Annotated in this window: 11 protein-coding genes; 7 read left to right on the forward strand and 4 right to left on the reverse strand. The window is 75.1% G+C overall.

From position 1 onward, the window contains the following. Positions 1 to 9 precede the first annotated feature (9 nt). Positions 10 to 807 carry an SGNH/GDSL hydrolase family protein gene (locus ACH5AR_RS01585; RefSeq protein WP_396299328.1) on the forward strand — a complete coding sequence of 266 codons (798 nt, stop codon included), beginning with the start codon at positions 10 to 12 and terminating at the stop codon, positions 805 to 807. Positions 808 to 944: 137 nt separating this feature from the next. Here the strand turns inward: ACH5AR_RS01585 and ACH5AR_RS01590 are convergent, their stop codons facing one another. The 3 genes from ACH5AR_RS01590 to ACH5AR_RS01600 form a co-directional block, all read right to left on the reverse strand. Beyond that, positions 945 to 1877, reverse strand: coding sequence for a nitroreductase/quinone reductase family protein (locus tag ACH5AR_RS01590; protein WP_396299329.1), 933 nt, complete (start codon positions 1875 to 1877; stop codon positions 945 to 947). Between the two features lie 526 nt (positions 1878 to 2403). After that, complete coding sequence (locus ACH5AR_RS01595; protein WP_396299530.1) at positions 2404 to 3588, reverse strand: polysaccharide deacetylase family protein; 1185 nt, start codon at positions 3586 to 3588, stop codon at positions 2404 to 2406. 301 nt (positions 3589 to 3889) lie between these two features. Next, a complete protein-coding gene (locus tag ACH5AR_RS01600; RefSeq protein ID WP_396299330.1) occupies positions 3890 to 5716 on the reverse strand; it encodes an AMP-dependent synthetase/ligase in 1827 nt (608 codons plus the stop codon). 523 nt (positions 5717 to 6239) lie between these two features. On the opposite strand from ACH5AR_RS01600, the gene ACH5AR_RS01605 reads away from it, so the two are divergent. From ACH5AR_RS01605 to ACH5AR_RS01630, 6 genes are all read left to right on the forward strand, one after another. Continuing rightward, positions 6240 to 9290 carry a nitrate- and nitrite sensing domain-containing protein gene (locus tag ACH5AR_RS01605; RefSeq protein WP_396299331.1) on the forward strand — a complete coding sequence of 1017 codons (3051 nt, stop codon included), beginning with the start codon at positions 6240 to 6242 and terminating at the stop codon, positions 9288 to 9290. Continuing rightward, positions 9287 to 9706 carry a roadblock/LC7 domain-containing protein gene (locus ACH5AR_RS01610; protein WP_049652175.1) on the forward strand — a complete coding sequence of 140 codons (420 nt, stop codon included), beginning with the start codon at positions 9287 to 9289 and terminating at the stop codon, positions 9704 to 9706. Before ACH5AR_RS01605 ends, ACH5AR_RS01610 begins: the two co-directional genes overlap by 4 nt. A gap of 311 nt (positions 9707 to 10017) precedes the next feature. Continuing rightward, a complete protein-coding gene (locus tag ACH5AR_RS01615; protein WP_396299531.1) occupies positions 10018 to 10365 on the forward strand; it encodes a DUF742 domain-containing protein in 348 nt (115 codons plus the stop codon). A 103-nt stretch (positions 10366 to 10468) separates the two neighbouring features. Next, a complete protein-coding gene (locus ACH5AR_RS01620; protein WP_396299532.1) occupies positions 10469 to 11017 on the forward strand; it encodes a GTP-binding protein in 549 nt (182 codons plus the stop codon). Positions 11018 to 11479: 462 nt separating this feature from the next. Continuing rightward, entirely contained in the window at positions 11480 to 11635 is a 156-nt protein-coding gene (locus ACH5AR_RS01625; protein WP_396299332.1) for a hypothetical protein, read from the forward strand. 791 nt (positions 11636 to 12426) lie between these two features. Continuing rightward, positions 12427 to 13035, forward strand: coding sequence for a winged helix-turn-helix domain-containing protein (locus tag ACH5AR_RS01630; protein WP_396299333.1), 609 nt, complete (start codon positions 12427 to 12429; stop codon positions 13033 to 13035). A gap of 149 nt (positions 13036 to 13184) precedes the next feature. Here ACH5AR_RS01630 and ACH5AR_RS01635 read toward each other — a convergent pair whose 3' ends face one another. Then, the gene (locus ACH5AR_RS01635) at positions 13185 to 13967 is read right to left on the reverse strand and encodes an IclR family transcriptional regulator (protein ID WP_396299334.1); all 783 of its coding nucleotides are present in this window, start codon (positions 13965 to 13967) and stop codon (positions 13185 to 13187) included. Between the last annotated feature and the right edge of the window lie 415 nt (positions 13968 to 14382).

The following is a 14382-nucleotide window of genomic DNA, read 5'->3' on the forward strand; positions in this document are numbered from 1 at the left end:
GGAGCTGTGATGATTCGCCCTGCCCGCGCCCTGTCCATCGCCGCCATAGCGGCAGGCCTCACCATGACGACGCTCTTCACCGCGTCGTCCGCGAACGCCGCCGGCGTCAACTACGTGGCGCTCGGCGACTCGTACTCCTCCGGTGTCGGCGCCGGCAGCTACCTGAGCGACAGCGGTAGCTGCAAGCGCAGCACCAACGCGTACGCGTACCTCTGGAAGAACGCGCACGCGCCGTCCTCCTTCAAGTTCGTGGCCTGTTCGGGCGCGAGGACCGGCGACATCCTCAACAGCCAGATCTCCGCCCTGGACGCCAGCACCACGCTGGTCAGCATCTCGGTCGGCGGCAACGACGCCGGGTTCGCCGACACCATGCAGACCTGTGTGCTCGGCTCGGACAGCGACTGCATCAACGCCGTCGACACGGCCAAGAACTACGCCACCACCACCCTGCCCGGCCAGCTGGACAAGGTGTACTCGGCGATCAAGGCGAAGTCCCCGAACGCCCACGTCGTGGTGATGGGCTACCCGCACATCTACAAGGTCGGCGGCAGCTGCATCTTCGGCATCGGTGACACCAAGCGCGCCGCCATCAACGGTGCCGCCGACACCCTGGACGGCGTCCTCGCCAAGCGGGCCGCCAACGCCGGCTTCGCCTTCGGCGACGTCCGCAGCATCTTCAACGAGCACGAGATCTGCGGCTCGCTGACCACCTGGCTGAACAGCACCACCCTGCCGGTCGACGAGAGCTACCACCCCAAGGCGGCCGGCCAGTCCGGCGGCTACCTGCCGGTGTTCTCCTCGCTCTGAGCCGTGCCGCAACGGCCTGCCCGGCACAGGCCCCAACCGGTGCCGCCGCCCCCTCCCACGCCTCGGGAGGGGGCGGCGGCACCGCCGTTGCGACCGCCTCAGCCGCTTCGGCCGCCGTTCGGACCGTTCCGACCGTTCTAGTCGTCCTGGCCGTCCTGGCCGCTCCGACCGCGGCCCGGCGGCGGCCCGGTCGGCGCGGGCCCGTGGGGCGGGAACGGGATGGCGGCGAGGACCGGCAGCAATTCGGCCTCCTCGAAGTCGAGGTGCGCCTCCAGCTCGGCGGCCATCCGGTCCAGCTCCGCGCGCAGCCGCTCCGGTTCGGTGACCGCGATCCCGGCCAACAGGGCGACCAGCTCCTCCTTGATCCGCCCGATGGCCCGGTGCTGCTCGTCGAGCCGCGCCAGGACGTCGGCCAGCTCCGGGTGGCTGCGCGCGAGGGCCGGGAAGACCGCGGTGTCCTCCCCGGTGTGGTGGTGCGCCAGCCCGTCGCAGAAGGCCAGGCAGTGCTGACGCAGCTGGAGCCCGAGCGCGGGCGGTCGGCCCGGGGTGTGGGCGTGCGCCTCCTCCCGTACGTGGCGCAGCTGCGCGCGCAGCCAGGTGTGCGCCTCCAGGAGCTTGTCGGCGAGGCTGCGCACCACCGGGGCCGGGCCGTCGGCGGGCGGATCGGGCCGTTCCAGCACGACGACCGGCAACTGCCGCTCGGTGTGCGCCTGGTAGTCACCGTAGCCCGGGGCCTGCCGGACGACGGCGGCGAACAGCCGCTCCCGGCGGTCGCCTTCGGCGGGTACGGCGACGGTGTCGAAGGCCTCGGTGCCGAGCTCGACCCGGACCACCGGGTGGGCGAGGAGGTTGCGGTACCACTGGGGGTGTTCCGGCGCCCCGGCCGCCGAGGCGACGACCAGGAGCAGCCCCTCCGCCCGGACGTACCCGAGCGGCACGGTGTGCGGTCGGCCGGAGCGCGCGCCGGTGGTGGTCAGGAGGAGCAGGTCGCCGCCCTCGAACGGGCCGCCGACCCGTCCCTCGTTGGCGCGGAACTCCTCGATGACGTTCTGGTTGAAGGACATGGGCATGCGTGGGTAGGGATCTCCAGGGATGGGGATGTCGCGGTCGCAGCGGTGCCGGTGCGGATGCGGGAGCCGGAGTCCGAGCCGGTGGCACGACCGACCGGTCGGCTGCCCGGCGACGTTCGTCACGGAACCCGGGCGCACGGAAACCGGAACCCGGGCGCACGGAACCCGGCGCACGGAACCCGGGCGCACAGGACACGGCGTACGGAACGTGGACCACGGACGCGCCATGTGGTCCGCACCCGCAGGCAGCGCGCTGACCGCCCGGCGTCAGATCAGGGAAGCGGAGAGAGTGCTCATCGCGCATCGTCCCTTCGGAAAGGTGCCCGCTCGGCTGTCGGCCGGCCCACTGCTCTGTGGCCGACGCCGCGCTGCACGCCCCCATTAGAGCCAGGACGCCGGCGCGCTGTCAACGATCTCGATCTCCACGGGGGCGCAGGGAGGGCCGCGGCCGCCCGGCGCCGGAGAACGCGCCGCCACCCCCGGGGAAGTGACGGCGCGTTCTCCGTTCGGGTACGGCCGACGCCCGTCAGCGGAGGTAGTCGGCCAGGCCGGCCGGCCGGAGCCCGGCGGCGTCGGCGGCGGCGAGCGCGCGCTGGAGGTCGGTGGCGAGGGTGTCGGTCCAGTGCATCAGGACGACGTCCCCGGGCTGCAGCAGCCCGGGGTGCCAGATGTCGGACGCGCCCCAGCTGAAGTCCGCGTCGGCGGTGAGTACGGTGCGGATGCCGCAGTTGGCGGCGGCCTGGAGGGTGTCGGCGTTCCAGGCGAAGTACGGCGGGCGGAAGAACGTCGGCGCGGTGCCGAAGAGGCGGGTCATGGCGTCGCGGGCGTCGCAGATCTCGACCTGCTGCTGCTCCAGGGGGAGCTTGCTGAGGTCGGTGTGGGAGACGCTGTGGTCCTGGACGGAGGACCCGGGGACGGCGGTGACCCGCCGGAAGAAGGCCGGGTCGGTGGCGGCCGGCATCGGCAGCGGGAAGGCGGTGACCGGAAGCCGGTGGTCGACGATGAACCGTTCCGCCTCGGGGGTGCGCTGCCAGCCGTCGTCCACGGTGAAGAAAACGACCTTGTCGCCGGTGGGCACCGAGCCCGTGGCGACGGCCGGGGCGGGCGCGGGGCCGTCCACCCGGACGTCGTCCACGGAGAACGGGCCCTGCTGGTACCAGCCGTGGACGTACAGCCGGACGCTGCGCGCGTTCGGGCCGGTGGTGAACCGGGTGCTCAGCCGCTGCCAGCCGCCGCCGGTGGTCGCCGTCCAGGAGGGGGCGACGTCCCTGCCGGTGCCGGTGGCGCCGAGGTAGACGAAGTCGCCGCGGACCCAGGCCGAGGCGGTGTAGGTGGTGTCGGGCCGGACGGCGACGGTCTGCGCGCACTCCCCGGTGGAGTCCGCGCTCGCGGGGGTGACGGTCAGCGCCGAGGTGCCGGTGTGCGGGGCAGCGGTGGTGACGGCGGCTTCGGCAGGGCCGCCGGTGCAGCTCCAGCCGGGGATGCTGCCCCGGTCGGCGAGGTCGGGGGAGGGGGCCTCGAAGCCGGGATTGGTGGCGAGGTCGACGGTCGGGGCCGTCGGAGCGGTGGCAGTGGGAGCCGCCGGGCCGGTGGGGGCGGCGTCGGCGGAGGCCGCCGGGGCGGTGGGGGCGGCGTCGGCGGAGGCCGCCGGGGCGGTGAGGCCGGTGAGCAGTGCGACCGAGGCGGCCAGCGCGGACAGGCGCATGGACATCGACACGTGAGGACTCCAGCAGGTGGGGGCACGCCCGGGGGGAGGGCGTGAGTGGAATCGGGCCGTGGAACTCAGGAACGGGGCAACTCAGGAACGGGGGTGCTCGGGAAGTGGGGGGAACTCAGGGCTGTGGAACCCGGATCGGGGAACCCGGGATCGTCGCAACGATGGACTAGACCAATGGGGCCGTCAAGGGAACGGCGGATGAACCCCGCGCCCGTCGGCCGGTTTCGGCACACCCGCCGCCCGTGCGCCGCGCGGGCCGGGACGGTACGTCAGGGACGGTCCGGGAGACGCCCGTTCAGGACAGGTACAGCTCCTCGATGTCCGTCGCGTAGTGCTCGGCGATCGCCGCCCGCCGCAGTTTGAGCGAGGGGGTCAGCAGCCCCTGCTCCTGGCTGAACTCCCGCGGCAGCAGCCGGAACGCGCGGATCGACTCGGCCCGCGAGACGGCCGTGTTCGCGGCCGCCACGGCGCGCTGGACCTCCAGGTGCAGGTCCTCGTCCGCGAGCACCGCCCACGGGTCCGCCTGCTCCCGCCCGTGGGTCTTCAACCAGTGCGCCAGCGCCGCCGGGTCCAGCGTGATCAGCGCGGCCACGTACGGGCGGTCGTCGCCCACCACCAGGCACTGGGAGACCAGCGGGTGCGCCTCGACCCGCTCCTCCAGGGCCGCCGGGGCCAGGACCTTGCCGCTGCTGGTGACGATCAGGTCCTTCTTGCGGCCGGTGATGCTGAGGTAGCCGTCTTCGTCCAGCCGGCCCAGGTCCCCGGTCGCGAACCAGCCGTCGACCAGGGACTCGGCCGTGCACCGCGGGTGGTTGAGGTAGCCGTCGAAGACCGAGCCGCCGCGCACCCACACCTCGCCGTCGTCGGCGATCGCCACCGAGGCGCCCGGCACCGGCTGCCCGACCGTGCCGAGCTTCTGCCGACCGGCCGGGTTGGCGGTGATCGCGGCGGTGGTCTCGGTCAGCCCGTAGCCCTCGTACAGCTGGAGTCCGGCGCCGGTGAAGAACAGGCCCAGCTCGCGGCGCAGCGTGGAGCCGCCGCACATCACGCTGCGCACCCGGCCGCCGAGCACCGCCCGCAGCTTCGGGTAGACGGTCCGCTCGTAGGCGAGGTGGCGCAGCCGCAGGGCCGCGCCCGGGCCGGGGCCGCGGCCGAAGGCCTTCTGCTCGCGGGCGGCGGCCCAGTCGACGGCCACCTGCCGGGCCTGTTCGAAGAGCTCGCCGCGCCCGGCGTCCTCGGCGGCCTGCCGGGCCCGCTGGAAGATCTTCTCGAAGACGTAGGGGACGGCGTGCAGGAAGGTCGGACGGAAGCTCTCCAGCGCGGGCAGCAGGGCGCCGGTGGAGACCTCGGGGATGTGCCCGATCCGGAAGCCGCCGCGGACCGCCGCGACCTGCACGGCCCGCCCGTAGACGTGCGCCAGCGGCAGGAACAGCAGGGTGGCCGGGCGGCCGCCGCCGGTGTCGCGCAGGACCTCCCCCCAGCCGGCGAGCAGGGCGTCGGCCTCGGCGGCCAGGTTGGCGTGGGTGATCAGGCAGCCCTTGGGGCGGCCGGTGGTACCCGAGGTGTAGACGACCGTGGCGATGTTCCCGGCGGCGACGCCGAGGCGTTGGCGGTGCACCACGGAGTCGGGCACGCCGAGGCCGTCCTCGGTGATCGCGCCGACGCAGTCGCGGTCCAGCTGCCAGATGCCGGTGAGGTCGGGCAGCGCGTCGCAGACCGCGCCGACGGTCATCGCGGCGTCCTCGTCCTCGACCAGGCAGGCGACCGCCTGGGTCTCGGCGAGGATCCAGCGCACCTGCTCGGGCGAGGCGGTGGGGTAGACCGGCACGGTGATCGCGCCGATCGACCAGAGCGCGTAGTCGAACAGCGTCCACTCGTAGCGGGTGCGGGACATCAGGGCGACCCGGTCGCCGTAGCGCACGCCGTGGGTGAGCAGGCCCTTGGCCAAGGCGAGGACCTGGTCCCGGAACTCCCGGGCGGTGACGTCCTGCCACGGCCCGTCCCCGGCCCGCCAGGACAGCTGGACCAGGTCGGGGGTGCGCTCGGCGGTGTCGTAGAGGGAGTCGGCGAGTCCTCCGGCGGCCTCGGGCGCGGCCGGGGCGGGGGTGGTGAACTCGCGCACAGTCCTCCCCAGTTCGGTGCCGATGGTACGGAGTGCGCCGAAACTATCGGATCGCCCTGTCACTGCCCAGGGTTGTGGCGGTGACACGACGGGATCGGCACGGGCCGCTTCCGGTGGTGACGCCCCCGGGGAGGCGCGGGGGAGGAAGCGCGGAGGGTGGGGCCGCTCCGTGCGGATCCCCTGATTCCGGGCACCAGCGGACGTTCCGGACGCGGGGCGGAGGACGGCGGGAGCGGTTTCTGACGTGTGCGGGACGAGACCGCCCGGCGGGCCGGTTCGCCCCTCGAACGAGTGCGGAGGGCGTAGTAGAGTCTCGCAGACCTGTGGCCGGGAACCCCTCCTCCGACCTTGCCCCCAGCACCCGCCGCGCCGCGCCGCCCCGCCCTCGACACCGCTCCTCCGCCGCACCCACCGCACCCGCCGGTGCCACCGCCCGTACCGCTCCCACCGGCCCACCGCTCGTCCTGCCCCTACCGGCCCACCGCTCCCCGTCCGCGCCTGGCACTTCCCGACCGAGGACTCCATGCGTCTGCGCAGCAGCTCGATCCGCGCGAAGATCATCGCGCTGCTCCTGGTGCCCATCGTCGCCCTCACCGCCCTGTGGGCGTACGCGACGATCGCCACCACCGGGGACGTCTGGAACCAGCTCGGGATCAGCCGTACGTACAAGGAGTTCGCGGGCCCGGTCGACCAGTACACCGGCGACCTGCAGAACGAGCGCCGCGCCGCCGTGCAGCGGCTGGCGGACCCGCGCTCGCCGGTCGCCCGGGACGCCTACGAGCGGGCCAAGGCCGCCACCGACCGCAGCCTGGACGTGCTGCGGCAGCTGAAGGACGGCTCCGCCGGCAAGCTCTCCGCTCCGCAGCGCGGCCGCTTCGTGCAGATCGTCGCCGCCGCCGACCAGATCGGACCGCTGCGTGCCCAGGTCGGCCGCTCCGCGCTGAACTGGGAGTTCGCGCTGGGCCAGTACAGCGACCTGGTCAAGCCGGTGTTCGGCTTCCGGTCCGCCTACATTGCCCGGCAGAGCGGCCAGCTGCCGCGCCAGGGCACCATCCTGATCGAGCTGGTGCGCGCCCGCGAGTACCTGTCGCAGGAGGACGCGGCGATGGAGGGCCTGCGCACCGGCGCCGCCAAGCCCACCGCCGAGCAGTACCAGGTCGCGCTGGACGCGCTGCACAACCAGCAGGCGCTGTTCACCGTCTACGTCGCCGAGCTCGACCCCGCGGACCAGTCCGACTACGTCGCGCTGCGCGGTGGCGAGGCCTGGGGCGCGCTGGCCCGCGCCGAGGCGGACTTCGTCGGCGCGGGCGGCCCCGAGCGGGTGGTCCAGGCGCTGAACGGCGACTCCTGGCGGGAGACCGCCGACCGGGCGCTCGGCGACCTCGCCTCGATCAACAGCCGGATCGCCGCCGGGCTGGACGAGCGCGCGCGGTCCTCCTCGATCGGACTGCTGTGGCGCGGCGGCATCGCCGGTGCCGTCGGCCTGGTCGCCGTGGTGCTGTCGATCATGATCTCGTTCCGGATCGGCCGCGGCCTGGCCCGCGAGCTGATCGGTCTGCGCAACGCGGCCGACGAGCTGGCCGGCACCCGGCTGCCGTCCGTCATGCTGCGGCTGCGCCGCGGCGAGCCGGTGGACGTGGCCACCGAGGCCCCCGAGCTGCACTTCGGGGACGCCGAGATCGGCCAGGTCGGCCAGGCCTTCAACGCCGTGCAGCGGGCCGCGGTGGAGGCCGCCGTCGAGCAGGCCGAACTGCGGCGCGGGGTCTCGGCGGTGTTCGTCAACCTGGCCCGCCGCAGCCAGGTGCTGCTGCACCGCCAGCTCACCCTGCTCGACACCATGGAGCGCCGCACGGAGGACCCGGCGGAGCTGGAGGACCTCTTCAAGGTCGACCACCTCACCACCCGCATGCGCCGGCACGCCGAGGGCCTGATCATCCTGGCCGGGGGTTCGCCGGGGCGGGCCTGGCGCAAGCCGGTCCGGATGGTGGACGTGGTCCGGGCGGCGGTCGGCGAGGTCGAGGACTACGCCCGGGTGATCGTCCGGCCGTTCCCCGGCACCGGCCTGCTCGGCAGTGCCGTCGCCGACGTCACCCACCTGGTCGCCGAACTCGTCGAGAACGCGGCGGTGTTCTCCCCGCCGAACACCCAGGTCACCGTCCAGGGCGAGGTGGTGGCGCACGGCTTCGCCCTGGAGATCGACGACCGCGGCCTCGGCCTGAGCGAGCAGCTGCTCGCCGAGATCAACGAACGCCTCGCCGTGGAGCAGGAGTTCGACCTCGCCGACACCGACCGGCTGGGCCTGTTCGTGGTCAGCCGGCTGGCCCGGCGGCACGGCATCCGGGTGCACCTGCGGCCGTCCCCGTACGGCGGGACGACGGCCGTGGTGCTGATCCCGCGCGAGCTGCTCGCGGAGGCGCCGGACGGGATGCCGGAGGCGGGCGGGGCCGGGCAGCGGTCCGCGGCGGGCGGTCGGCGCGGACCACGGGACCTGGTCGCGGTGCCCGGGGCCGGAGCGGAGAGGAGGACGGAGAGCGAGGCCGGCGGCGCGGCGGGCGGCAGGCACCGTGGGACGACGGGAGGGCCGCGGCCCTCCGCGCCGGACGCCGGTCGTACGGCCGGCGGGCTGCCGCGTCGGACCTCGCGGGCCAAGGGCGGGCCGGTGCTCGTGCCCGCGCCCGCGCCCGCGGCGGAGACCGAGGAGGCGCCGGGGACGGGGCGGCACCGGCGGGAGGACGTCGTGGTGGCGGCGGCCGAGGCGGCCGTCGCGGCTGCCGGGGCTGCCGGGGGTGCCGGGCCCGCTGAGGGCACCGCGCCCGTTGCGGACGCCGCTGCCGCCGCGCCTGCGGTGGCCCGGACGGCGGGCGGCCTGCCCCGGCGGGTCCGGCAGGCGAACCTGGCGCCGCAGCTCAGGGACCAGCTCACGGAGCAGCTGAAGGAACGGTTCCGCAACGGGGCCGGAGCGGACGGCGGGGCCGGGGGAGCATCGGCCCGGGGAGTGTCGGCCGGGGAGACCCGGGACGAGCGGAGCCGCCGTGACGGCGGGGAGGCCCGGGAGCCCCGGGAGCGCTCGCCCGAGGAGGCCCGGGCCACCTTCGCCTCGTTCCAGCGCGGCTTCACCCGGGGCCGGGGCGCCACCGCCCCGGCCGACCGCACGGCGGGAGCGTCGGCCCGCGCCGGTGCGCCGGGGGAGCGCGTCGGGGCTCCGTTGACGGATCGTCCCGGCACGCCCGACGATCGTGCGGTGCGCGGGAACGGGCGGGCCACCGCCGTACCGCTCGGGCAGCCGTCGGACCGGTCCCCGCGGGCGATCGCTCCGGCGCCGGCCCCGGCGGCGCTGCCCGCGCCGCAGGAGACCGGTCGGGCGCCGCTCGCGCGCCGGGTTCCGCCCGGGCCGCCGGTCCGCCGGAGCCCGGACACCCGGGCGCCCGCGCCACCCGCCGTACCCGAACCACCGGCCGGACCCGCTCGATCCGCGTCACCGCCCGGGCGGTCCGCTCCACCTGCTCCACCCGCTCCACCTGCTCCACCTGCTCCACACGCACCACCCGCTCCAGCGGAAGGAACTGATTCATGACCACGTCGATGCAGTCGTCCGGGGACCTCAACTGGCTCCTGGACGACCTGGTGGGGCGCGTCGCGGCCCTGCGGCACGCGGTGATCCTCTCCAACGACGGTCTGGCCACCGGTGCCTCCCGTGACCTCGACCGCGAGGACGCCGAGCACCTGGCCGCCGTCGCCGCCGGGTTCCACAGCCTGGCGAAGGGGGCCGGCGGTCACTTCAAGGTCGGTGGTGTCCGGCAGACCATGGTGGAGCTGGACGAGGCCTTCCTGTTCATCACGGCCGCCGGCGACGGCAGCTGTCTGGCCGTGCTGAGCGAGGCCGAGGCGGACATCGGCCAGATCGCTTACGAGATGGCGCTGCTGGTCAAGCGGGTCGGCGAGCACATGGCCGCCGAGCCGCGCACCGAAACCGCCCCGCCGGTGAGATGAGCGGTCCGATGGCGGAACCGATGGCGGGCGTGCCGGACGAGCCGGAGACGTCGGACGGCCCCCAGGTGCCGGTGGGCCCTGCCGGGCCGTCCGGCGTCGGCCCGTCCGGCCCCGTCGGCCCGTCGGCTCTCGCCGACCCCTCGGCTCTCGGCGGGCCGCCCGGTGCGGGCGGCCCGGGCGGCGGTGGTCCCGTCGGCCCGGAGGCGTCGGCGGAGGACGGGCAGGCGGCGGAGCCGGACGGGCCCGAGGCCGACCCGTTCCGGCCCCGCACCCCGGTCGAGGACCGCTGGTTCGACGACGAGGCCGGCCCGGTGGTGCGCCTCTACTCGATGACCCGCGGCCGCACCCGGCCGGTCGAGGAGGGGCTCTTCGACCTGATCTCGCTGGTCACCGCCGTCGATCCCGGGCCGGTCGCGGGGTCGGTGCCCGCGCACGTCCTCGATCCGGAGCACCACACGCTGCTCACCCTGTGCCGTCGTGAGCCGCTCTCCGTCGCCGAGCTCGGCTCCTACACCGACCTGCCGGTCAGCGTGGTGCGGGTGCTGCTCGGCGACCTCTACGACGCCGAGCTGATCAGCGTCACCCGACCCGTTCCGCTCGCCGAGCTGCCGGACGAGCGCCTGCTGCGAGACGTGATCAATGGACTCCGTGCGCTCTGACCCCAAGCCCCGCCCGGACGGCGCCGCACCCGACCGGGACGGCTCCGGGCCCCGCCCGGCGGACGCCGACTCCCCGCGCTGGCGCGGCGGTCCGGCCGTCGCGGTGAAGATCCTGGTCGCGGGCGGCTTCGGCGCGGGGAAGACCACCCTGGTCGGCTCGGTCAGCGAGATCCGGCCGTTGCGCACCGAGGAGGAGCTCAGCGAGCTGGGCCGCCCGGTGGACGACACCTCGGGGGTGGAGGCGAAGCGCACCACCACCGTCGCGATGGACTTCGGCCGGATCGACCTGCGGCCGGGCCTCGCGCTCTACCTCTTCGGCACACCCGGACAGGACCGGTTCTGGTTTGTCTGGGACGAGTTGGCCCGCGGCGCGCTGGGGGCCCTGGTGCTCGCGGACACCCGGCGGCTGGCCGACTGCTTCCCCTCGGTGGACTTCTTCGAGCAGCGCGGCATCCCGTTCCTGGTCGCGGTGAACTGCTTCGAGGGCACCGAGCGGTTCGCGCCGGACGAGGTCCGCGAGGCGCTCGACCTGGACCCGGGTATCCCGGTGCTGCTCTGCGACGCGCGGCTGCGGCAGGACGGCAAGGACCTGCTCGTCGCCCTGGTCGAGCACGCCGCCGCCCTCCGTCGCCGCACCACGGTCGGCGCCTGAGGGAGCCTTCGGCTCCGTCCGGCACCGAGTCGGCACCGTCCGGCAGCGTCGGGCTCCGGTCTCGGCGCCGTCGGGCTTCGGTCTCGGCACCGTCGCCCTCCGGTCCGGCTCGACCCGGGCCGGCCCCGGTCGGCGGCGGCCGGGCGACGGCTTCGCGACGGCCGCGCGACCGTCGGGCGACGGATCGGCAGGTGGGCGCCCCGACCTGCCCCTTCCTTCCGGTGTCTCACTCAGCTGTCCGCATCCTGGACGATCACTGCGTGGAAGGTTGCCTAGACCGCCCCGGCCGTGGAAGGCTCTGTGGTCGAAGGCCGCCCGGCCATGCCGTCGGGAGTGCCGGAAACACCCCGTTCGCACGGGTGTTGCGACCGGCGGACGGCCTTCGACGGACCGGCGAGGCATCGTCGGCGGGCGCCGGCAGCGGTGCGCCGCCGCATCGAGAAGGAGGGGGAGGGCAGCGCGATGACCGTCGGACGACGCAGCACCACCGCCGTGCCCGGCTCCCCGGTGCCCGCTGCCCTCCTGCCCGGCGCTGCCGTGCCCGGTGCCGCCGATCCGGCGCTCACCGTCCGCCGCTACATCGACCACGCGCTGATCTGCAGCGCGTGTTGTCGCTGACCGGCCTGACCCTCCCGGTGCGTCCCCGGCGCTGACGGCCCATCCGGCCCTCCACCCGGCGCACCGCCGACACCCGTCGACCAGGCCGTAGCGGACCGCCCGTCGGGCGTGCCCGCGGCCGACCAACCGGACCCGCCCAGCGGAGAGACACCAGTGAGCATCGTCTGCCCCAGCACCACCCCCGGCATCGTAGGCCGTACCCGAACGGCCGGGTCGGCCCCCGCGATGCGCGCGGGTGGACGGACCGGACGGTGGAACCGGTGCGGGAGCCGCGCCGTGGACAGCCGCCGGGGTCGCCCCGACCTCGAACCGTTCTGGCCGTCCCGGCAGCCGCACCTGTTCGATCAGACGTGTCCCGGCTCGCCCAGCGCGTCCCGGCCCTCCGCCCGCTGACCCGGTTCGGACCGGTCCAGCCCAGGCAGTACGCCCGGTCGACGCGCAGACGACTCCACCCCGTCCGTCACGCGCGAAATGAGCGGCACACCATGTCTTCTTCTTCCACGGCCACCCTTCCCCTGCCCACCGCGACCCCGCACCTGCGCGCGGTCCGTTCCGTCCCGCCGGTCTCCTCCGTCCCCGGCACCGCGCCGGTCGGTCCCGGTACCTCCGGGGCCGCGGGAGCGTCCGTCCCCCCGGTGCCGGTGCCCGAGCGATGGTCCGCGGCGGGCCGTCCGTCCCATGCGGGGCCCCATGCGGGGCCGTCCCCTGCGGGGGCGGCCCACGCCGGATCCGCCCGTCCGGGCCCCGCCCCGGCTGCCGTCGGCGCGCAGCCGGGCCCGGCCGTCCCTCAGGTGCCCCAGGCGCTGCTGGCCGCGCTGCCGGAGGGGGCGGCCGTCGTCGCCACCCTGCCGCAGGGCGTGCTGCCGCAGGGGCTGCTCGCCCAGTACGGGACCCAGTTCGGCGGCGCGAACGGCAGCCCGGTGGTCGGGTACCTGGTGCTGGTGCCGGCCGAGAGCCCGGCGGCGGGGGCCGTCGGGCTGCCGGGGGTCCAGGTCGCGGTCGGCGCCGCCCCCTCCGGGGCCCACCCGGCCCACCCGGCCCCCGGGGCGCAGCCGGTGAACGGCGCCCCCGCCGCCCCGATGGCTGCGGTCCGCCCGGTCCGCCCGGCCGGACGCGGCATCGCCGTGGACACCGAGCGGCGCAACGCCTACGTCGACGGGCGGCTGCTCGACCTCACCTACCTGGAGTTCGAGCTGCTGGCCCACCTCACCGAGCACCCGCAGCGGGTGCACACCCGGGACCACCTGGTCTCCGCGGTCTGGGGCTACGGCCACGTCGGGGACGGGCGGACGGTCGACGTGCACGTGGCCCGGCTGCGCCGCAAGCTCGGGCCAGCCTACCGGGACACCATCGTGACCGTCCGCCGGGTCGGCTACAAGTACACCCCGGCGGCGGTCTGACCGCCGGTCCGGCGGCGGCAGGCCGCTGCCGGACGCCGTCCTGCTCCGTCGGCTCCTCCGGGCGCCGCCGGTAGTGGGGCGGCAGCGGGCCGTCCGTCCACGTCCGGGACGGGCGGCCCGCTGCTGCGCTGTCGTGTGCCGCAGGGGCGTCAGGCGCGCTGGTCCGGCGGCAGCAGGAGGACGGCGAGTGCGTCGGCGCAGGCGCGGGCATGGCCGAGGAACCAGTCCATCCGGTCGTCGGTGAGGTGCGCGGGCGTCGAGCGGACCGCCAGGGCGAACCGCGCCTGCCCGGCGCCGTCCAGGACCGGCACCGCGACCGTCCGCACCCCGGCGCTCGACTCGCCGTCGTTGAGCGCGTGCCCGGCCGCCCGGACCTTCTCCAACTCCTCTTCCAGCAGGGCTGGTTCGGTGATCGTCCGCTCGGTGAAGGAGGTCAGCGGGCCGAGTGTCGCCGGCACCGTCTCGCCCGGGCGGGGCCAGGCCAGCAGGACCTTGCCGAGCGCGGTGGAGTGCAGCGGGCGGCGCAGCCCCAGCCCGGTGCCAGGGCGGACCGACCCGCCGACCAGGATCACGGCGTGCCCGCCGCTGCGGATCGCCAGGTCTGCCGTCGCCTTGGTGCGCCGGGACAGCAGCTCCAGCTCGGGGCCGGCGAGGTGCAGCCCGCGCTGGTGGAAGGTGAGCTGGCCGAGTTCGGCGACGGCCGGACCGAGCCGGTAGCGGGCCGTCTGTTCGTCCTGCTCCAGGAACCCGGCGCTGACCAGCGTGCGGGCCAGCCGGTGCGCGGTGGACACCGACAGGGCCATCCGGCGGGCCAGGTCCGAGGCGCTTAGGTCGGGGCCGTTGTCGTGGAAGCAGTGCAGCACCCCGAGCGCGCGCTGGACGGCCTGCGCACCGGCCGGCGGACTGTGGACGGCGGTGGCGGCCTCGGGCATGGCACCTCGCGTTTCGGTTCGGAACTCCGGCCGGGCGGCCGGAGGCGGTCTCAGCGTAGGACAGCCGGTGCTGCGGGAATGTGTCGACGACGTTGCAATGGAATGGCGTTGATGAACAAGTGGTCCCACCATGTGGCAAAGGCTTGCCTCCGGCTCCACTGCCGTGGAACGCTCCTGGCATCGCGCCGGACGGCCACTGCGTCCGAGCGGCGCCCGCCCCGAGCCTGCGGAAGGAGAAGCACCGTGACGTCCCACCGGTTCCTTCCCTCCCGTGCGTGTTGTCGCTGACCGAGCCTCCCGCGCCCCCTGCCCCCTGTGCATCGTGGCGCACAACTCCCCCGTGCACCAGGCCTGCTGGGCCGTCGTGCGGTAATCGATCCCGAGTTCCTCCGGCCGTCGTCGGAGCCCCCGTAGA

This window comes from Kitasatospora sp. NPDC018619, from assembly GCF_044391605.1.
In the GTDB taxonomy this organism is placed as follows: Bacteria; Actinomycetota; Actinomycetes; order Streptomycetales; family Streptomycetaceae; genus Kitasatospora.